Origin of the sequence: Lentzea sp. DG1S-22 (assembly GCF_036321065.1) — a bacterium.
GTDB classification, from domain to species: Bacteria; Actinomycetota; Actinomycetes; order Mycobacteriales; family Pseudonocardiaceae; genus Lentzea; species Lentzea jiangxiensis.
This window is the reverse complement of sequence record NZ_CP143276.1, coordinates 3,617,658-3,636,986: the sequence shown is the minus strand read 5'-3', so window position 1 is coordinate 3,636,986 and position 19,329 is coordinate 3,617,658. Positions and strand designations below refer to the sequence as shown.

General features: G+C 71.5%; 21 protein-coding genes. 9 read left to right on the top strand and 12 right to left on the bottom strand.

Going from position 1 to position 19,329, the window contains the following annotated elements; translation table 11 throughout:
- The first annotated feature begins 8 nt into the window (after positions 1–8).
- Genes V1227_RS16125 through V1227_RS16115 form a run of 3 tightly spaced genes read left to right on the top strand, consistent with a single transcriptional unit; the run spans position 9 to position 2,513 of the window.
- Positions 9–1,862 (top strand): HAD-IIIC family phosphatase, encoded by a 1,854-nt coding sequence (locus tag V1227_RS16125; RefSeq protein WP_329793381.1) that lies wholly within the window; start codon positions 9–11, stop codon positions 1,860–1,862.
- Positions 1,855–2,100 carry an acyl carrier protein gene (locus V1227_RS16120; RefSeq protein WP_329793380.1) on the top strand — a complete coding sequence of 82 codons (246 nt, stop codon included), beginning with the start codon at positions 1,855–1,857 and terminating at the stop codon, positions 2,098–2,100. Before V1227_RS16125 ends, V1227_RS16120 begins: the two co-directional genes overlap by 8 nt.
- Entirely contained in the window at positions 2,097–2,513 is a 417-nt protein-coding gene (locus tag V1227_RS16115) for a VOC family protein (protein ID WP_329793379.1), read from the top strand. Before V1227_RS16120 ends, V1227_RS16115 begins: the two co-directional genes overlap by 4 nt.
- Positions 2,514–2,567: 54 nt before the next feature.
- Here the strand turns inward: V1227_RS16115 and V1227_RS16110 are convergent, their stop codons facing one another.
- Positions 2,568–3,704 (bottom strand): IS30 family transposase, encoded by a 1,137-nt coding sequence (locus tag V1227_RS16110; protein ID WP_442916534.1) that lies wholly within the window; start codon positions 3,702–3,704, stop codon positions 2,568–2,570.
- A 95-nt stretch (positions 3,705–3,799) separates the two neighbouring features.
- On the bottom strand, positions 3,800–4,618 hold the full coding sequence (gene map, locus V1227_RS16105; RefSeq protein ID WP_329793377.1) for a type I methionyl aminopeptidase: 819 nt from the start codon (positions 4,616–4,618) through the stop codon (positions 3,800–3,802).
- A gap of 123 nt (positions 4,619–4,741) precedes the next feature.
- Here map and V1227_RS16100 point away from each other — a divergent pair, with 123 nt between their 5' ends.
- The gene (locus V1227_RS16100) at positions 4,742–5,296 is read left to right on the top strand and encodes an EF-hand domain-containing protein (RefSeq protein WP_329793375.1); all 555 of its coding nucleotides are present in this window, start codon (positions 4,742–4,744) and stop codon (positions 5,294–5,296) included.
- Positions 5,297–5,400: 104 nt separating this feature from the next.
- Entirely contained in the window at positions 5,401–5,868 is a 468-nt protein-coding gene (locus V1227_RS16095; RefSeq protein WP_329793373.1) for a cupin domain-containing protein, read from the top strand.
- Between the two features lie 39 nt (positions 5,869–5,907).
- Here V1227_RS16095 and V1227_RS16090 read toward each other — a convergent pair whose 3' ends face one another.
- Together V1227_RS16090 and V1227_RS16085 are read right to left on the bottom strand one after the other, a co-directional pair.
- Entirely contained in the window at positions 5,908–6,102 is a 195-nt protein-coding gene (locus V1227_RS16090; RefSeq protein ID WP_236219714.1) for a ferredoxin, read from the bottom strand.
- On the bottom strand, positions 6,099–7,313 hold the full coding sequence (locus V1227_RS16085) for a cytochrome P450 (protein WP_329793372.1): 1,215 nt from the start codon (positions 7,311–7,313) through the stop codon (positions 6,099–6,101). The genes V1227_RS16090 and V1227_RS16085 overlap by 4 nt, the downstream gene beginning before the upstream one ends.
- A 74-nt stretch (positions 7,314–7,387) precedes the next feature.
- On the opposite strand from V1227_RS16085, the gene V1227_RS16080 reads away from it, so the two are divergent.
- Positions 7,388–8,026: a TetR/AcrR family transcriptional regulator gene (locus V1227_RS16080; protein ID WP_329793371.1), complete on the top strand. Its 639-nt coding sequence runs from the start codon at positions 7,388–7,390 to the stop codon at positions 8,024–8,026.
- A 178-nt stretch (positions 8,027–8,204) separates the two neighbouring features.
- Here V1227_RS16080 and V1227_RS16075 read toward each other — a convergent pair whose 3' ends face one another.
- From V1227_RS16075 to V1227_RS16045, 7 genes are all read right to left on the bottom strand, one after another.
- A complete protein-coding gene (locus tag V1227_RS16075) occupies positions 8,205–8,738 on the bottom strand; it encodes a cysteine dioxygenase family protein (RefSeq protein WP_236219726.1) in 534 nt (177 codons plus the stop codon).
- A gap of 20 nt (positions 8,739–8,758) precedes the next feature.
- Positions 8,759–9,751, bottom strand: a complete 993-nt coding sequence (locus V1227_RS16070) for a YeiH family protein (protein ID WP_329793370.1) — start codon at positions 9,749–9,751, stop codon at positions 8,759–8,761.
- Between the two features lie 69 nt (positions 9,752–9,820).
- Complete coding sequence (locus V1227_RS16065; RefSeq protein WP_329793369.1) at positions 9,821–10,723, bottom strand: LysR family transcriptional regulator; 903 nt, start codon at positions 10,721–10,723, stop codon at positions 9,821–9,823.
- Positions 10,724–10,739: 16 nt separating this feature from the next.
- Complete coding sequence (locus V1227_RS16060; RefSeq protein WP_329793368.1) at positions 10,740–11,381, bottom strand: hypothetical protein; 642 nt, start codon at positions 11,379–11,381, stop codon at positions 10,740–10,742.
- Between the two features lie 67 nt (positions 11,382–11,448).
- Positions 11,449–13,164, bottom strand: a complete 1,716-nt coding sequence (locus tag V1227_RS16055; RefSeq protein WP_442916498.1) for a S8 family peptidase — start codon at positions 13,162–13,164, stop codon at positions 11,449–11,451.
- Positions 13,165–13,369: 205 nt separating this feature from the next.
- Complete coding sequence (locus tag V1227_RS16050) at positions 13,370–14,683, bottom strand: cytochrome P450 (protein ID WP_329793366.1); 1,314 nt, start codon at positions 14,681–14,683, stop codon at positions 13,370–13,372.
- A gap of 111 nt (positions 14,684–14,794) precedes the next feature.
- Complete coding sequence (locus tag V1227_RS16045; protein ID WP_329793365.1) at positions 14,795–15,535, bottom strand: DeoR/GlpR family DNA-binding transcription regulator; 741 nt, start codon at positions 15,533–15,535, stop codon at positions 14,795–14,797.
- Between the two features lie 48 nt (positions 15,536–15,583).
- Here V1227_RS16045 and V1227_RS16040 point away from each other — a divergent pair, with 48 nt between their 5' ends.
- Positions 15,584–15,946, top strand: a complete 363-nt coding sequence (locus V1227_RS16040; protein ID WP_236219733.1) for a DUF4406 domain-containing protein — start codon at positions 15,584–15,586, stop codon at positions 15,944–15,946.
- Here V1227_RS16040 and V1227_RS16035 read toward each other — a convergent pair.
- The gene (locus V1227_RS16035; RefSeq protein ID WP_329793364.1) at positions 15,943–16,539 is read right to left on the bottom strand and encodes a phosphoribosylanthranilate isomerase; all 597 of its coding nucleotides are present in this window, start codon (positions 16,537–16,539) and stop codon (positions 15,943–15,945) included. The two genes, V1227_RS16040 and V1227_RS16035, sit on opposite strands and share 4 nt — an antisense overlap.
- A gap of 108 nt (positions 16,540–16,647) precedes the next feature.
- Here V1227_RS16035 and V1227_RS16030 point away from each other — a divergent pair, with 108 nt between their 5' ends.
- Positions 16,648–18,378: an L-aspartate oxidase gene (locus V1227_RS16030; RefSeq protein WP_329793362.1), complete on the top strand. Its 1,731-nt coding sequence runs from the start codon at positions 16,648–16,650 to the stop codon at positions 18,376–18,378.
- 148 nt (positions 18,379–18,526) lie between these two features.
- Positions 18,527–19,327 carry a hypothetical protein gene (locus tag V1227_RS16025; RefSeq protein WP_329793361.1) on the top strand — a complete coding sequence of 267 codons (801 nt, stop codon included), beginning with the start codon at positions 18,527–18,529 and terminating at the stop codon, positions 19,325–19,327.
- Positions 19,328–19,329: the final 2 nt, after the last annotated feature.

The following is a 19,329-nucleotide window of genomic DNA, read 5'->3' as shown; positions in this document are numbered from 1 at the left end:
GAGAGACGATGGAGATCAAAGAACTGCTGGCGCGGATCCGCCGGCTGACCGCACCCGGTGCCGAGGCCGACCCGGCCGTGCTCGGCGACCTGGCCGCGCTGACCGACCTCCCGGCGTTGCTGGAGGCAGGCCGGCTGCTCGCCAAGGTACCCGCGGGGCTGCTCGGCACGCTCAAGCCGCTGAAGGTCGCGATCACCGGCACCTTCACCGCGTCCGGCGTGGCGCCGCTGCTGCGGGTCGCGCTGCTGGGCAAGGGGATCGCGCCGGAGATCCACGTGTCCGGCTTCGACCAGCTGGCCGTCGACCTCAGCAGCCCGGACTCGCCGCTCGCGTCGTTCGAGCCGCAGGTGACGCTCTGCCTGCTGCACGACGACTGGTTCGTCCCGGCGGAGTGGGACGACGCGGAGGCGTTCCAGAGCGCCGTTCGCGGCCGTTGGGGCATGTTCGACAACCTCGTCGGCGCCTTCACCGAACGCTCCGGCAGCGCGGTCCTCGTGCACACCGTGCCGCTGTCGCCGGTCGAGATGCGCGGGGTCGTGGCGTTCGACGGCAGGGCGGCGCTGGGCCGCGCGTGGCGCGAGCTGAACAGCGACCTGCTCGGCATGGCGCTGCGCCGCGACCAGGTGCACGCCCTGGACCTGGAGGCGTACCTGGTCGACGCGCCGGCCCGGCTGCGCGACGAGAGGCTCTACCGGTTCGCGAGCGCCGCCTGGACGCCCGAGGTCGAGCAGGTCTACGCGACCGAGGCCGCGCACTTCTGCCGCGCGTTCCTCGGCCTGGCCAAGAAGGTCCTCGTGCTCGACCTGGACAACACGCTGTGGGGCGGCGTCGTCGGCGACGACGGCCCGAGCGGCATCCAGATCGGCTCGATGTACCCCGGCAACGCGTTCCGCGAGATGCAGCGCCGTGCCGTGCAACTGCGCAAGCAGGGTGTGGTTCTCGCGCTGGCCAGCAAGAACGAGGCGGCGATCGTCGACGAGGTCCTGAACGACCACCCGGACCTGGTGATCCGCCCGGCCGACATCGCGGCCCGCGCGGTCAACTGGCAGCCCAAGGACCACAACATCCGCGGGCTCGCGGCCCAGCTCAACCTCGGCCTCGACAGCTTCGTCTTCGCCGACGACAGCACGTTCGAGACCCAGCTCGTCCGCGGCTCGATCCCCGAGGTCACCGTGGTGCACCTCGACGGCGACCCGGCCGACCACGTCACGGCGTTGCAGCGCAACGGTTCCTTCGACGTGCTGACGACCACGGCGACCGACCGCGAGCGCACCGGGCTCTACAAGGCCCGCGCCGAACGCACCGAGTTCGCCGACTCGTTCAGCTCCGTGCAGGACTACCTGCGCAGCCTGGAGATCACCGTGTCGGTGCGGGAGGCCGACGAGTTCAGCCTGCCGCGGCTCGTGCAGCTCGGGCAGCGCACCAACCAGTTCAACATGATCGGCACCTCCCACGCGGAGGCCCGCACGCGGGAGATGGCCGCGTCCGGCGACCACGTCGTGCTGGTCTTCGAGGTCGCGGACCGGTTCGGCGCCGAGGGGATCGTCGGCGGCGTCTGGGTGTCGAAGCACGACGACCACTGGCTCGTCGAGAACTTCGTGATGAGCTGCCGCGTCTTCACCCGCGGCGTCGAGCACACCGTCGTCCAGCACCTCGCCGACCGGGCCCTCTCGGCGGGTGCCGTGCGGCTGGAGGCCGACTTCAGGGCCACCGACCGCAACAGGGCCGCCGCCGCGTTCTACCCCGACGCCGGGTTCGAGCAGGTGTCGGAAGGCCGCTTCACCCTGCCGCTGCTGCCGCGGCCGCAGATCAGTCCCGAGTGGACGACACTCGTCGTGGAAAGGGAGTCCGCCGATGTCTGAGGTTTTCGTCGACGTGGTCGACCTCGTCGGTCAGGTGACGGACCTGCCGGCCGAGGACATCTCGGCCGACGCGCGGTTCGAGGCGCTCGGCAACTGGACGAGCTACGACGCGCTGCGCCTGCTCACCGGCATCGAGCAGAGGTTCGCGGTGCGCCTCGACCTGCAGGAGTACTTCGCCATCAAGGACGTCGGCGGCCTCGTCGCCGCCGTGACGACCGCGCAGGGGAAGTCGGGATGATCCTGCGCATCGACCACGTCGGTGTCGTCACCGGCGACCTCGCCGCCGCCGGGATCGGCCTCGGCCTGATGGACATGGAGAACACCTACGCCGACGACGTGAACGCCTACGGCGTGGCCACCTCGTTCTGGCAGTGCCCCGGCGACACGACCTCGATCGAGCTCGTGGCTCCGGTGCGCCCCGACGCCGCGGTGCACGGGCACCTCGCGCGGCTGGGACCGGGCCTCAACCACGTGGCGTTCGAGGTCGACGACATCGACGCGGACCTGCTGGCGTTGCAGGACCGCGGCGCGGTCCTCGTCGACGAGAAGCCCTGCCAGGGCGGACGGCCCGGCCTGCGGGTGGCGTTCGCCCACCTCGGGCCGGCGACGGGACTGCTGGTCGAGCTCGTGGACTACGGCAACCGCGCCTGAGCCGGCTGGGAGGCCCCCGGCGGCGAATTCGAGGGGTCGTTGCAACACAGGCGATCAACTGGCTTGGGCCAGGAGCTTGGTCAAGCGCTCGGCTGGGGTGTCCCAGCCGAGCGTTTTGCGTGGGCGGCGGTTGAGTTGTGCGGCGACGGCGGCGAGGTCCTCGGCGCTGTGGACGGACAGGTCGCTGCCTTTGGGGAAGTACTGGCGTAGCAGGCCGTTGGTGTTCTCGTTGGAGCCGCGTTGCCAGGGGCTGTGCGGGTCGCAGAAGTAGACGGGCGTGCCGGTGGCGACGCTGAACTCGTGGTGACGGCCCATTTCCGAGCCTTGGTCCCAGGTCAGTGACTGGCGCAGATGTGCGGGCAGGGTGCCGATCGTGGTGATCAGGCCGTCGCGGACGGTCTCGGCGTCATGGCGTGCGGGCAGATGCACGAGCATCACGTAGCGGGTGGCGCGTTCGACCAGGGTGCCGATCGCGGAGGTGCCGCCGCCGCCGATGATCAGATCGCCTTCCCAGTGGCCTGGGACGGCGCGGTCCTCGGCCTCGGCGGGCCGCTCACTGATCATGATCATCGGATGGGTGAACCGGGGCTGGCGCCGCTCCGGTGCGCGGTGAGGCTTGCGGACGGTGCGGCCGGTGCGCAGCGCGCGGGCCAGCTCGCGGCGTAGTTCGCCGCGGCCTTGCAGGTAGAGCGTCTGGTAGATCGTCTCGTGGGTCACGTGCAGCTCCGGCCGGTCGGGATGGTCGCGGCGCAGCCGGCGGCTGATCTGCTCGGGGCTGAACCGGTCGTCCAGCATGCCCTGCACCCGCTCCCGCAACTCGGGGCAGGCCGTGATCTTGCGCGTCTTCGGACGCGGCCGGCGCCGGTCGGCCCGGTCCTGGGCCGCGTGCGGCCGATAGTCACCCGAGCCGGGATGGGCGTTGCGCTTGATCTCCCGGCTGACCGTGGACGGCGGGCGGCCCAGCTCGGCGGCGATCGACCGCACCCCTCGCCCCGCCCGCAGCAGGTCGGCGATCACGATCCGCTCGTCGAGCGACAGGAACCGGCCCGAAAACGGCACAGGCCGGACGGCGGGCGGCTGATCCGCCTTCCGTCCGGCCTGGCTCTTGCGTCCATACCGCCACCGATGCCCGGTCCGCCGGTTGATCCCGACAATCCGGCACGCCTGCGCGGTGCCCACACCCTTCGCCACAAGATCAAGATATTGGCGGCGCTCCGCCACCAACTTCCTACGTCCCTGCGGCGACCGGTCCTCACGGATCTCGAACACTGCAACCCCTGAACAACTCAGGTGTTGCAACGACCCTTAGAACCCAAGGGCGCCGCCTGGGGCCTCTCGCTCTTGCGGCGGGTCAGCACGAGCGGCCCGTCCTCGGTGATCGCGACGGTGTGCTCGGAGTGGGCGGTGCGCGAGCCGTCGGCCGAGCGCAGCGTCCAGCCGTCCTCGTCGTAGATGATCTTGTCCGTCGTCGCCGCGAGCCACGGTTCGATGGCGATGGTCAGGCCGGGCTTGAGCTTCATGCCGTGACGGCGGCGGCCGTTGTTCGACACGTGCGGCGCCTCGTGCATGGTGCGGCCGATGCCGTGGCCGCCGAACTCCAGGTTCGGCGTGTAGCCGAGCCCGGTGCAGACCTCGCCGATCGCCGCCGAGATGTCCCCGATGCGGTTGCCGGGCTGCGCGGCCTCGATGGCGGCCGCCAGCGCGACCTCGGTGGCCCTGACCAGGCGCAGGTCCTCCTCGCGGGGCGTGCCGACGATGACCGTCATGGCCGAGTCGGCCGCCCAGCCGTCGATGAGCACCGCGATGTCCATCGTCAGCACGTCGCCGTCCTGCAGCACGTAGCTCTTCGGCAGGCCGTGCAGCACCGCGTCGTTGACCGCGAGGCACGTGACGTTGCGGAACGGGCCGCGGCCGAACGACGGCGAGTAGTCCCAGTAGCAGGACACCGCGCCGCGCTCCTCGAGCATGTGCCGGGCGTGGTGCTCGAGGTCGAGCAGGTTCACCCCCACGGCGGCCCGGGAGGAGAGCTCGTCGAGCACCTCCGCGATGAACTGGCCGGTGACGTGCATGCGCTCGATCTCGGCGGGGGACTTGAGCTCGATCAACGTGTTCCTCCATCAGCGGGTGCCGGTATAACTATACCGGCTTCGCGGAGACGGCTGAACAACACCACCCAGGAGGGGGACGGGCGTTGCGCTCCCGGGATCGCGCAACCACAGTGCGTGGTCATGAAGCAGGTGCTGCAGCACAGGATCGACTCGACCTTCGCCCACTACGACGTCAACCGCAACGGCGTCATCGAACTGGCGGACGTCTACGCGCTGGCCAACCGGCTGCTGCGGGCGTACGGCGAGCCCGCGTCCTCCGAGCGGGGCCGCGAGCTGGTCGAGGCCTACGACAGGTTCTGGGAGATGCTCGCCGGGCACTGCGACACCGACCGCGACGGCAAGATCGGGCCGGCGGAGTACCGCGAGGCGATGATCGAGGCGTTCGTCGAGGGCGGCCCGATCAACATGGACTTCCTCGAGGTCGTCCATTCGCTGCTCGAGATCATGGACACCAACTCCGACGGCCGGGTCGACGCCTCCGAGTTCGCGGTGCTGCTGAAGGCGCGCGGGCTGTCCGAGCAGGACTGCGGGACGGCGTTCGCGCACCTCGACACCGACGGTGACGGGGCGATCAGCGTGCAGGAGTACATCACGGCCGTGCGGGACTTCTACACGAACCCGGCGGAGGACACCCCCGGCAGCTGGCTGTACCCCAGCGCTCTGCAGCGCACCTGACCTGCGCGGACGGTCCTCGAGGCCGACCGGCCGGGAATCCGCTGTCACATTCTCGCCGGCTGCGCTGTCATGTCTGCAGCAGCCGACGATGAGGGGAACAGCACATGTCCTACCCGGAAGAGGTCTACTCCGGCGACTCGGGCGAGGTCAGCGCCCAGTACCGCCCGGTGACCACCGCGCCGGAGCTCGGCCGCGAGGGCGACGGCATCCACTACCTCGCCACCACCGAGTCCACGCGCGGCGAGTTCGGGCTCTACCGCGTGATGATGCGGCCGAAGGCGCCCGGTCCGAGCACGCACTTCCACCGCACGATCTCGGAGTCGTTCTTCATCCTCGACGGCGTCGTCAGCCTCTTCGACGGCGAGAGGTGGACCGAGGCGGGGAAGGGCGACTTCCTCCACGTGCCTCAGGGCGGGCTGCACGCCTTCCACAACGCCTCCGACGAGCCGGCGGAGATGCTGCTGCTCTTCACGCCCGGCGCGCCGCGCGAGGAGTACTTCGAGAAGCTCGGTGAGGTCGCGAAGGAGGACCTCACCGCGTTCCGCGTCAAGCACGACTCGTACTTCGTCTGACGGGCCGGGGTGCCGGAACGGTCCGGCACCCCCGGGAGGTCACTCCTCGACCGTGATGGCCGAGGCCGGGCACACCGCCGCCGCGTGCCGCACGTCCGCCAGCCGCTCGGCGGGCGGGTTCGCGTCGAGCAGGTCCACCAGGCCGTCGTCGTCGCGCTGGTCGAACACGTCGTCCGCCGCCAGCACGCACTGCCCGGCGCCGACGCACCTGCCCTGGTCCACCACGACCTTCACGCCGACCTCCAGGTGACGGGCAGCTCCGCGACGCCGCCGGTGAGGGTGGCGCGGACCTGCAGCCGGTCGAGCTCCTTGGCCAGGCGCATCCCCGGCAGGCGCTTGGCCAGGGCGGCGAAGACCACGCGCAACTCGGTGCGGGCGAGCGACGCGCCGATGCAGAAGTGCGCGCCGTGGCCGAAACCGAGGTGCGTCCTCTCGGGACGGTCGGGGTCGAACTCCTCGGCGTTGCCGTAGACGTCCGCGTCGCGGTTGGCCGCGTTGATCGAGAGCACGAGCGCGTCCCCGGCGCGGATGGTGACGCCCGCGAGCTCGACGTCCTCCTTCGCGTACCGGAGCAGGCCGAGGTCGCCGGGCGCGCCCAAGCGCATGACCTCCTCGACCACCGCGTCGACGCGGCCGTCCGGGTCGGCGACGAGGGCGTCCCAGCGCGAGCGCTCGGTGAGCAGGAACAGCACGCCGAGGCCGATGCGGTTCACCGTCGTCTCGTGGCCCGCGAACAGCAGCCCGACGCACAGCCGGACCATCTGGACGTAGTCGAACGCCTCGTCCTCGGCCTGCGCGCGCACGAGGTCGGAGATCACGTCCTCCCCGAGCGCCCCGCGCTTCGACTCGACGAGCCCGACCATGTAGTGGAAGAACTCCTCGCGCGCCTTGTGCGCGTCCTCGCCGATCTCCGTGCCCGCCATGCGCTCGGACAGCGACGCGAACTTCTCGTTGTCCTCGTGCGGCACGCCCAGCAGCCGGCAGATCATCGCCACCGGCAGCGGGAACGCGAGTCCGTGGTGCAGGTCGACGACGCCGGTCTTCTCGTGCTCGGCGATCAGCTGGTCGATGCAGTCGTCGACCAGCTCCTCCATGGTGTCGCCCAGCATCCGCATCCGCTTGGCGGAGAACGCGGGCGTCAGCAGGCGCCGCATGCGGGCGTGGTCGGCCTCCTCCGTGGCGTACTCGCCGGTCGGGCCGTCCTGCACGGCGGAGGTCGAGATGCGGGACGCCTTGTCCGGTTCCGGGTGCGACCGGCCGAAGCGCTTGTCGCCCAGCAGCAGGCGGACCTCGTCGTACCGGGTCACCAGCCAGGCGGGATCTCCCGCGGGTGTCGTCACGGGCGCGATCGGCGCCTCGCGCCGCAGCACCTCGTAGAGCGGAGCGAGATCGAGGACGTTCGGCCTCGGCAGCGGCAGCTTCAGGCGCTCTGCGTCAATGCTCATGCACCGACCGTAGCGCTTGTTGGCAGACGCTGCCAATAAATCTTTCCGAGCGGGTGACGTGCTTAAATCGGCCGATGACGGACGTAGCGACCGAAAAGCCGCGCCGGGGCCGGCCGCCGGTGAGCGACGAGCAGCGCCGCCGCCAGCGGCTCGACATCTCGCGCCACGCCGTCCGCCTGTTCGCCGAGCAGGGCGTCGCCGCGACGTCGGGGGAGCAGATCGCCCAGGCCGCGGGCGTGTCCGAACGGACGTTCTGGCGCCACTTCCCGCACAAGGAGAGCTGCGTCGAACCACTGCTCACCGAGATGGTCGACGCCTTCTGCGCCGTGCTGCGCGCCTGGCCGTCCGAACTCGAGCTGATCGACCACCTGCGCGAGGCCTACACCCCGCTGCTCGACGCGGCCACCGACGACGACATCGAGGCGGTCCTCGCCGTCGTGCGCCTGACCCACGGCGAACGCGCGCTGCGGGCCGCGTACCTGATGCTCCGCGAACGGGCGGAGGAGGCGATGGCCGAGGTCCTCGCCGCCCGCATGCGCCTGCCGCAGGACACCATCGAGATCCGCGTGCAGGCCGCGGCCATGAGCGCCGTGCTCAAGGTGGCCACGGACGACGTGGCCAGGGCGGCGGCCGGCGGGGTCACGCGGGCGACGCTGGACGGGCACCGCGACCAGATCGCCGCGGCGCTGCGCGGCCTGTCGCGGATGCTCTGATCAGACCGACAGGGTCGACAGCGCCCAGACGAACACCACGACGATCCCGCGCTGCCGCACCGGGGCTGGGACTCGCTGATCGGCCTCGCCGACGACCTGCTGCCGCAGGGCGCGCGGACCAACCGGGTCAAGCCCGCTCAGCTGGTCGAGTTCGCCACCGGCGCCATCGAGCGCGGCATCACCGCTCGCTGACCGGCAGGTCGTAGCGGCGCCGGATGCTCGTGCCCAGCACGCTCACGTCGGCGCCGTAGACGTGGATCGAGATCGCGACGGAGCTGGAGTTGTTGCACACCTTGTGGATGTCGCCGGGCGGCACGAGGTACGACGCCACGCCCTCCGGCGTCTTGTTGACGCGCAACGGGACCAGGCGATCGCCCTCCAGCCGGTAGGTGGTCTCTTCCTCCTCGCCGACGTACGTGCCGACGACGCACCACGAGACGTGGTCGTGGATGCACGTCTCCTGGCCCGGCAGCCACACCAGGGCGACGACCGAGAAGCTGCCGTCCGGCTCGACGTGCAGGACGTGCTGGCGGTAGGCGGCCGGGTCGGGCTCGCGCTGCGCCGCGCTCAGCAGGAACGGGTCGGTCAGGTGCCCGGCGAGCGTCGCCGACACCCGCGCGGCGACGGTCTCGTCGTCACCGCCGCGCGCGATGGCGGCCCGGAGGGAGCTCACCAGGAGCGTGGCCGTGGGGGAGAGCAGGCTGTGCGTCACGAGCGGGTCCTCCTCGGAGGTCAGCTGATCAACACCGTCCCCGTCAGCACCAGGACGACGATCAGCACGGTCGAGAGCAGGCCCAGCAGCAGCACCGCGGGGCCGGAGCGGATCAGGGAGCGCAGGCGCACCGCGGTGCCGAGCGCGAACATGCCGGCCGCCAGCAGCACGTTGTCCACGAACGTCGCCACCGACAGCACGGTCTCGGGCAGCAGGCCGGTGGCCCGGACCGCCGCCATGGCCAGGAAGCCGAGCACGAACAACGGCACGAGCGGTGGGCGTTGCCCGGTCGCCGGGTACTTGAGGCGCTCGGCGAAGCTCACCGCGGCGAGCATCGGCGCGAGCAGCACGACCCGCGTCAGCTTGACCGCCACCGCGATGGCCAGTGCGCCGGAGACGGGTCCCGCGGCTGCCACGACCTGCGCGACCTCGTGCACGCTGCCGCCCGCCCACACCCCGTACTGCGCCGGTGCCAGGCCGGTGAGCGGGAACAGGGCGGGAAGGCCGAACATCGCGACCGTGCCGAAGAGCGTCACGAGGCCGAGCGCCTTGGCGACGTCCTCCTCGTCCTGCTGCCGCACGCTGTTCATCGCGGCCACGGCCGAGGCGCCGCAGATCGAGAACCCGGTCGCGATGAGCAGCGACAGGCCCTCGCCCACCCCGAGCACCCGCCCGAGCCAGCGCGTCGTCACGAACGTCACCACGACCGCGACGACCGCGAGCGCCAGGACCTCGTAACCGAGTTTCAGCACGTCGTGGAAGACCAGCTTCAGCCCGAGCAGCACGACCCCGAGGCGCAGCAGGCGGCGCCCGGCGAGCTTCACGCCGGGAGCGACCGACGGCGGCAGCGTCACGACGTTGGCGACGACGGCGCCGAGCAGCACCGCGACCGTCAGCGCGCTGATCGAGGGCTGCAGCCAGGACACGACCATCGCGACCGCGACCCCGCCCGCCACCACGGCGAGGCCGGGTAGCACGGAGTCGGTGCGCGGCGTGGTCCTGACGGTCCCCATGACCATGACGATGGCCAGTGGGACCTATCAGCAGTAGATGGCCATTTCTTGGGGGCCCATAAGACGCGCTTATGCCCTGGCCGAAGCGGAGATCAACGCGTCCACCGTCGCGCGCATGATCGGCAGCCGGATCAGGTCCGGCCACGTGTAGAGCGAGGTGAGCCGTTGCGCCGCCGACTCCACGCGGACCGCGGTCAGGCCGGGGTGCTGCAGGAACGACAGCAGCAGCCGGGGCACGAGCGCGACGCCCAGGCCCGCGGTGACGAGGCTCTGGATGGCCAGGTTGTCGTCGGTCGAGCAGGTGATGTCCGGCACGAACCCCGCCGCCCCGCACGCCTGGTGCAACGCGCGCTGGCACCGCACGCAACCGGCGATCCAGCGTTCCTCCGCCGCCTCGGACAGCGACACCCGCTCCCGGCCGGCCAGCCGGTGCCCCGAGGGCACGAGCAGCGCGAGCGGCTCGCGCAGCAGGGGCACGCCCAGCATGCCGTTGACGGTGGCCTCGTCCTGCGGTTCGTCCAGGTAGCTGAAGCTCAGCACCAGGTCGACCTCACCGCGCCGCAGCAGCGCGAACGAGTCCGGCGGCTCCTGCTCGACCAGCTCCAGCCGCAGGTGGGGGCGTTCCTCGGCCAGGATCGCCGCCGCCGCGGGCACGAGCGAGACGTTGGCGCTCGGGAACGCGCAGATCCGGATGGTGCCGATGTCGTGCGTCGCGATCGCACTGACCTGCTGGTGCGTGGTCGCGAGCCGGTCGAGCAGGTCCGACCCGCGTTCGGCGAGGATCCGCCCGGCCTCGGTGAGGTGCAGGCCCCGGCCGGTGCGCACGAACAGCGGCCCGCCCACCTGCCGTTCCAGGGCGCGCATCTGCTGGCTCACTGCCGGCTGCGAGCAGTGCAGCAGCCGGGCGGCGGCGCTGAACGAGCCGGTCCTGGCGACCGTCGCGAAGACCTCTAGCTGGCGGGTGTCGAACACTCCCGCACTGTAGGGCTCATTTCCCGGTGACGAGCGAGTCGAGCGTCGCGCCGTTGTTCTCGCCGCAGTGCTTGCGGGACGCGTCGAGCGTGACCGGCTTGTCCGCCTCGCCGGGCCGGCCGGCCTGCCCGAAGAGCCGCTGGAGCAGCTCGACCTGTTCGTCGAGGCCCGCGCGGAGGAAGTCGCCGCAGCTCGACTTCACGGTGAGCCGGTCGTCGGCGGGCATGAGGTCGACCGGGCCGAACGCGAACAGCACCGCGAGCACGATCGCGAGCCCGAAGCCGATGACCGCGCCGCTCGTGGAGCTCTTGCGCGGGGCGAGCCAGATCTCCGCCTGCTCCACGAACGGCTCGGCGGGGGAGAGGTCGGTGTCGATCCAGAACTCGAGGCTGTCGCCGCCGGTCAGGTCGAACTGGACGTGACCGGCGGCGAGGATGATCCGCACCATCTCCCCGCGGTCGTACGAGCCCGTCCAGAACGGCTCGGGCCGCACGAGCACCAGCCGATCGGGCAGCAGGAACACGACGTCGCGCTCACCCCTGGCGAGCCGCGCGGTCTGGCCGGGCTGCACGACGGTGCCCGCCAGCCGCGCCATCACCAGGGCGTGCTCGTCCTCGTCGAGGGCCTCGGCGGCCACCGACCACAGATCCGGTTCCACGTCACTGCTATCGCTGCAGGCGGGGACCGGGGTTAGCCGCGGCCGCCGAGGTTCGTCCGTTTGCCGATCAGAAGGTGAGCTTCCAGGAGTCGATGTAGCCGGTGTCGGCCCGTGCCACGTCCTGGACCTGCAGCTTCCACGTGCCGTTCGCGACCTCGCCGGAGGCGTTGACCGTGTAGGTCGTCACCACGTTGTCGGCGGAGTCGTTGCCCGAGCCCTTGAGCCGGAACGCCGTGCCGTCCGGCGCGATCAGGTCGATGACCAGGTCACCGCGGTAGGTGTGCACGATGTTGACGTCGACCTTCAGCGTCGCCGGGGCGTTGCCGGTGATGCCGGAGACCGTGACGGAGCTGGTCACGGCCGCGCCGGCGTCCGGGATGGCCACGTCGTTCGCGTTCTCGAACGAGCCGCCGGAAGGCGTGCCGGTGCCGACCGCGGCCAGCGCGTCGACGCGGCCCTCGCCGAAGAAGTTGTTCTTCGCCGCGGTGCCGCTGCACCGGGTGTCGGAGCAGGTCAGGTCGTCCGCCTGGGTGGCGAGCAGCGTGCGCAGCTGCGCCGGGGTGGCGGTGGGGTCGACCGACCTGAGCAGCGCGGCGACACCCGCGACGTGCGGGGACGCCATCGACGTGCCCGACTTCGTGCCGTAGCGGCCGCCGGGGACCGTGGAGTAGACGCTGTCGCCGGGCGCCGCGATGTGGATCTTGTCGGTGCCGTAGTTGGAGAACGACGACTTGACGTTCGACGAGGTGATCGACGCGACGCTGACGACGCCGGAGACCTCGGTCGGGACGCTCAGGCAGGAGTTGGTGACGGTGCGCGTCGCGGGGGTGGAGTCGTTCGGGCTCGTCGCGTCACGGGACTTGCTCGCGAGGTTGTAGTTCTCGTTGCCGGCGGCGGCGACGTTGAGCACGCCCTTGCCCTCGGCGTAGGCCACCGCGCGCTTCACGCCCTCCAGGATCGCGTCCTGGTCGGCGTTGTCCGGGCAGTTGAACAGCCACGGGTCGGTGTAGTAGCTGTTGTTGGTCACCTCGAAGCCGCGGTCACCGGAGAAGACCATGGCGCAGATGGTGTTCTCGGGGAAGAACAGGCCGGACGGCTTCTCGGCGATGCGCACGCTGGCGATCTTCACGCCCGGCGCCACACCGACCATGCCGCGGCCGTTCCTGGCCGCCGCGATCGTGCCGGCGACGTGCGTGCCGTGGGTGTCCGTGTCACGCCACGAACCCGCACGCGTGTCGAGCTTGCCGTAGGCGCACGACGCGGAGTTGGCGGCGTCGAAGTTCGCCTTGAGGTCGTCGTGCAGGTCGTCGACGCCCGTGTCGAGCACACCGACCGTGACGGCGGCCGAGCCGGTGTTGACCGCCCACGCCTTGTCGGCACCGATCTGGGTCATGTCCGTGCGCAGCGGCTCCGTGGTCGCGGGCGTGGCCTGCGCGGGAGCGGCGGGGATCGGCGGGGTGGCCGCCTCGGCGGGGATGTCGCTGGTGCGCGTGGCACCGACCTTCTGCACACCGGAGACGGCGCGCATCTTCGTGGCGAAGTCCGCCGCGCCCGAGTGCGCGACGATGACGCCGATCGCGTCGTAGGTGGACCAGACCGTGCCGCTGTTGCTCGCGACGGCCGACGCGGCACCGGCGGTGGCACCGGGCGCCGTGATGACCAGGTACGAGCGCGTGCCCGCGAGAGGCGCCGCGGCGGCGGGAGTCGCCGCCGTGAGGACGCCTGCGCCCACGACCGCGGCGATGGCCGCGGTGCGCAGGCGAGAACGTGAACGCAAGAACACTGTTCCTCCAACACTCCCTAGCGGGCGATGCCCGCGCATGCCGCGCGGGTGCAGGGGCCCGTCACGCCGATTAGAGGAGGCCGGACGGCGTTCGGGACGCGCCGGCGCGGAAATGCCCCGTTCGGCTCACTGCGGACGTCGCACGTCAGGCGTGGCGCGTGAGGAGCGCGACGAAGTGCTCGGTGGTGAGGAACTCGGGTGCGACTCATCCGCTGGGCTTGGTGAGTCTGGCGGGCAGCCGTTCGAAGCCGCGCAGGATGCGGGTCGGGCGGCGGCGAGCGCCGGGGAGCGGTGCGAGGTCGGGGAAGCGCTCGAAGATCGTCCGCAGGCCGATCTCGCCCTCCATGCGGGCGAGCTGGGCACCCAGGCAGTAGTGGCGGCCCGCGCCGAACGAGACGTGGTCGCGGGCGTTCGGGCGGCTCACGTCGAAGGCGTGCGGGTCCTCGAAGACCGACGGGTCGCGGTTCGCGCCGGCGAGGACGGTCGTGACGAGCCGGCCGCGGCGGACCCCCACGCCCGCGACCGTCGTGTCGCGTGCGCACATGCGGCCGGTCAGCAGCACGGGCGGGTCGTACCGCAGCACCTCGTCGACGGCGTTGCCCCACAGCTCCGGGCGGGCGCGGAGGGCTTCGAGCTGCTCGGGGTGCCGGGTGAGCAACGAGATCCCGTTGCCCAGCAGGTTCACCGTCGTCTCGAAGCCGGCGGCCAGCACGAGCCCGGCGGTGGCCTTGAGCTCGCGTTCGGTGAGGCCCTCGCCGTCCTCGCGGGCGGCGATCAGGCGGCTCAGCAGGGTGTCGCCGGGGTTCTCGCGCAGGGCGTCGAGGTGCCGCGTGAGCCAGGTGTCGAACGACGTGAGCGTGGACTCGACGTCGCGGAACACCCGCCACGACAGGCCCAGGTCGAGGCTCGGGGCGGCGGCCGCGCCGAGGGCGAGGACCGTCGCGCGTTCCCCCGGTGGCACGCCGAGGATCTCGCTGATCACGGTCACGGGCAGCAGGCCGCAGTACGCCCCGATCAGGTCGACCGGGTTCGCGGGGTCGAGGCCGTCGAGCAGGTCGTCGGCGATCTCCTGGGTGCGGGCGCGCAGCTGTTCGACCGCACGGGCGGTGAACACGCGTGTGACGAGCTTGCGGTAACGGGTGTGCGCGGGCGGTTCGACGGCCAGCAGTGACGGCGGCTGCACGGGGTGCATGACGTCCGTGGCGGACCAGGCCGCCAATTTGCCGAGGACACCAGCGCCGAACCGCGGGCGTGCCGTGACGAACGCGTCGTCCGACAGCACCGCTTTCACCACCTCGTGCCGGGTCGTGGTGTGGCCGACCTTCGTGGCGGCGAGCGGGCCGCGGGCGCGGATCTCGTCGAACAGGCCCGTCAGGTCGGCGCCGGTGGAGGCCTCGACGGTGATGCGGCCCTGCAGGTCGCCGCGGCGGGCGGCCAGCCGCAGCACGGCACGGGGCAGCGCGTGGCCGATGCCCCAGCGCACCGCCGGTTTGACGTGCTCCTCAGCCAGGCTCGTCACGGTTCGCAGCGTGCCCAGCGGGTCGCTCCGAGTCAAGGTTCCGGCCGTCCGCGGCGAGCCGGAAGTGCACTCGGGACGCTGTGCTGCCGGAGGAACCGCCGCACCCGCGGATCAGCACCTGATGACCGGCACCTCCAAGGCGTCCACGACGTCGTTGTCCGCGTCCGTGATCACCCCGGCGACCTCCCCGAACGGCAGCACGGAGAACCGCGAGGCCGTGCCGATCTTCTCCGAACTGGCCAGCACGTAGGTGTCCGCGGCCTGGTGGGCGAGCGCGCGCTTCATCGCGGCCTCGTCCGCGTCACCCGTCGTGAGGCCTGTTTCGGGGTGCACGCCCGTGACGCCGAGGAAGAAGAGGTCCGCGTGCACGCCCCGTGCGGCTTCCACGGCAGCGGCACCGCACGCGACCATCGAGTGCTTGAACAGCCGCCCTCCGATCACGTAGACCTCCACGTTCCCGTGCTCCTCCAACGCGCTCGCGATCGTCGGACTGTGCGTGACGACCGTGGCTTCGAGATCGAGCGGCAACGCGCGCACCACCGCGAGAGTCGTCGTGCCGCCGTCGAGGATCACGGTGCTGCCGGGTTCGACCAACGCCGCTGCCGCTCGTGCGACCCGTTGCTTGCCGTCGACCTCGACGCCCTGGCGCGTGGCGTAGTCGGCGATAGCGGGAGAAACGGGCAGAGCGCCGCCGTACACGCGTTGGCAGAGGCCCGCGGCCGCGAGATCGCGCAGGTCGCGGCGGATCGTGTCCTCGGAGAGGCCGACTTCGGCGGCCAGGTCCTTGGCGACGATCCGGCCGTCGGTGCGCAGTCGTTCGAGCAGCAGGTCACGGCGCTGAGCGGCAAGCATGCACGTTTCTCCTTGTTTTTGCCGAGTCTTGCACATTATGGTCGGGTCATGCTGATTCTGATCGCAGGGCCCTACCGCTCGGGCACCGGGGACGACCCCGCGCTGATGGCGCGCAACCTCGAACGGCTGGAGGAGGCGGCGTGGCCGATCTTCCGCAGCGGCCACGTGCCGATGATCGGCGAATGGGTCGCCCTGCCGGTGCTGCGCGGCGCCGGCGGAACCTCACCGGCCGACCCGGTCGCCTCCGAGATCATGTACCCGACGGCGGAACGGCTGCTCCGGCACTGCGACGCCGTGCTGCGGCTGCCCGGTGAGTCGACGGGCGCGGACGAGGACGTGCGCATCGCCCGTGAGCGCGGTCTGCCGGTGTACGACCGCGTGGAGGACATCCCCGGCTACAGCGCCGCCTAGCCGCGTGCGGCGGCGACGAACTCGCGCATCCGGCCGTGGTCCTTCACGCCCCGGCTCGACTCGATGCCGCTGGACACGTCGACGCCCCACGGCCGCGCGACGCCGATCGCGCCGGCGACGGTCTCCGGCGACAGCCCGCCCGCGAGCACCCAGTGCCCGGTGGGCGGGTTGTCGGCGAGCCGCGCGATGTCCCACTGCTCACCCGACCCCGCCACCGGCGAGTCGATCAGGAGCAGTTCCTCGCCGAACGCCCCGGTGCGCACGTCGGTCTCCGGACCGAGCGCGGTGGCCCTGACGAGCTGGAGCGGGAGGTCCGCCAGCTCGTCGAAGGCTTCCTTCGGGTAGTCGCCGTGCAGCTGCAACGCGCGCACGCCTGTCTTGAGCGCCATCTCACCGGCTTCGGTGGCCGTGATCCCACGCACGACGGCGACCGCCAGCACGTGCGGCGGCACGCCCACGACCAGTTCGCGGGCGAGGCCGACGTCGATGCGGCGGGGGCTGTCGGTGAGCACGAAGCCCACGGCGTCGGCTCCCGCGTCGACTGCCACGGTGACGTCGGACTCGGTGCGCAGACCGCAGAGCTTCACGAACACACCACCGATCCTAGTGAAGTGACGGCCGACGCATGTCGCGCTGCTAACAGTCACACGTCCCGGCCCTGCCCGGTCCTCATAGTGGAAGTACGGGCAACGGAGGCCGTGATGACACATCGAGAAGTCCAGACAGCAACTTCGGTACTGGTGATCGGCAGCGGCGGCGCGGGGTTGCGCGCCGCGATCGGGCTCGCCGAGCGCGGAGTCGACGTCATCGTCGTCGGCAAGCGGCCCAAGGCCGACGCGCACACCGCCCTCGCCGCCGGCGGGATCAACGCGGCGCTGGCGACGATGGACCCCGCCGACACCTGGCAGCAGCACGCCGCGGACACCATCAAGGAGAGCTACCACCTCGCCAACCCGGAGATCGTCCGGGTCGTGGCCGAGCAGGCGCCGCGCGGCATCGAGGACCTCGAACGCTGGGGCATGCCGTTCGCGCGGGAGACCGACGGGCGCATCTCGCAGCGGTTCTTCGGCGCGCACACGTTCCGCCGCACGTCGTTCGCGGGCGACTACACCGGGCTGGAGATCCAGCGCACCCTCGTGAACCGCGCCGCGCAGCTCGGCATCCCCATCCACGACACCTGCTACATCACGCGGATCCTGGTGCGGGACAACGTGGTGTTCGGCGCCTACGGGTTCGACCTCGGCGACGGCACGCGGTACGTGTTCCACGCCGACGCCGTGATCCTCGCCGCGGGCGGGCACACCCGCATCTGGCGCCGCACGTCGAGCCGCCGCGACGAGAACACCGGCGACTCGTTCCGGCTGGCGCTGCTCGCGGGCGGCCGCATCCGCGACCCCGAGCTGGTGCAGTTCCACCCGTCCGGACTGCTCGAACCGGAGAACGCGGCCGGCACGCTCGTCTCGGAAGCGGCGCGCGGTGAGGGCGGCATCCTCACGAACGCCGCGGGCGAGCGGTTCATGGCGCGATACGACCCGCAGCGCATGGAACTGTCCACACGCGACCGAGTGGCGCTCGCCGCGTACACCGAGATCAAGGAGGGCCGCGGCACCCCGAACGGGGGCGTGTGGCTCGACGTGTCGCACCTGCCGCGCGAGCAGATCATGAGCCGCCTGCCGAGGGTGTACCAGACGCTGCTCGAACTGCAGATGAAGGACATCACCCGGGAGGCCGTGGAGATCGCGCCGACCGCGCACTACTCGATGGGCGGCGTGTGGGTGTCGCCGTCCGACCACTCGACGGGCGTCGACGGCCTCTACGCCATCGGCGAGGCGTCCAGCGGCCTGCACGGCGCGAACCGGCTCGGCGGCAACTCGCTCATCGAGCTGCTGGTGTACGGCCGGATCGTCGGTGAGGCCGCGGCCTCGTACTCCGCTTCCCTGGACGCGCAACGACGTTCGCGCGACGCCGTGGACGAGGCGCGGTCCGAGGTCGACGACCTGGTCACCGCGGACGGGCCGGAGAACGTCCGCGCCCTGCAACGGTCGCTGCGCGACACCATGACCGAGCACGCGGGCGTCGTGCGCGACGAAGCCGGTCTGCGCAAGGGACTCGCGGAGCTCGACGAGCTGGAGGAGCGCATCCGCCACGTCGGCGTGCACCCGGACCTGGCCGGTTTCGGGGACCTCGCGCACGCGTTCGACCTGAAGTCGTCGGCGATCTCCGCCCGCGCGACCCTGGAGTGCGCGCTGGAACGGCGCGAGACCCGCGGCTGCCACAACCGGTCGGACTTCCCGGACCTCGACCCCGCGCAGCAGGTGAACCTCGTCTGGTCGGGTCCCGGCCGGGTCGAACGCGAGGAGATCCCACCGGTTCCGGCGGAGATCACGGCGTTGATGAGGGACGTCGACACGGCGGGCAAGCTGGTCGAGTGACGCGGTGAGGGGCCGGAGCTCCCTCACCGCACGGCCGCGGCGCCCTCGGGTGCCCGCGCGCCTGCGGCACGTCGTGGATCATGCCGATCAGCCCGGACAGCGCCCCGCTTTGTGACACCGTGGCACCCGGACGCGAAGGGGGACGTGGGTGCACGACGACAGGTGGCCCGAGTCGGTGGCGGGCTGGGAGCTGTACCGGGAGGACCGGCGCGAGCACTACCGCAAGCGCATGTCCAACGGGCTGACCGTGTTCGCCACGTGGGACGGCGACCGGCGCGGGGGAACGGTCGAGGCCCGCGTCGAGCCGATCGGCATCGGCCGCACGCTCACGGCAGGTCACAGGCAGTTCCGCGGCAGGAACGACCTCCTCGCCGCCGCCCGGCTCGTCGTCGACGTGGCGGCGAACCTGCCGTCGTTGCGCATGGGCCGGGAGACGACAGCCGACCCGGTGCGCGCGGGGGAGGTGGCCGGGAACCCCGAGGCGGTGCCCGGCTCCGGCGACGTGCCCGAGGTCGAGCTGACGTTCACGCTCACCGACGGGCGCTCGATCACGCTGGTCATGACCGAGGAGCAGACCGACGCGATGAGTTCCGCCATCCACTCGGTCGGCAGGCACGTCTGGTCCCGGTACCACGACGAGGAGGACCTCGGAGACGGCGGGGAACCGGCGGAGGAGGCCGAGGTGCCCGGCGTGAGCGAGGTCGACGCGGGCCCGAGCACCGGCCACGAGCTGATGGTGGTGCTGGAGCAGAGGTCCGGCGTCACCCAGGACCACCTGCCGGCGTGCGTGGACCGGTCGGCGGTGGTCGTCATCGGCGAGCCCGCGGTCACCACGTTGCTGGAGCGCTCGGACGAGCTCGCCGACGCCGTCGCGCCGGGCTGGTTCCCCGGCGCGGTCGAACGGCCCGGCGAGGTCTGGGTGGTCCTGCACCGGGCGTTCGCGAGCTGACC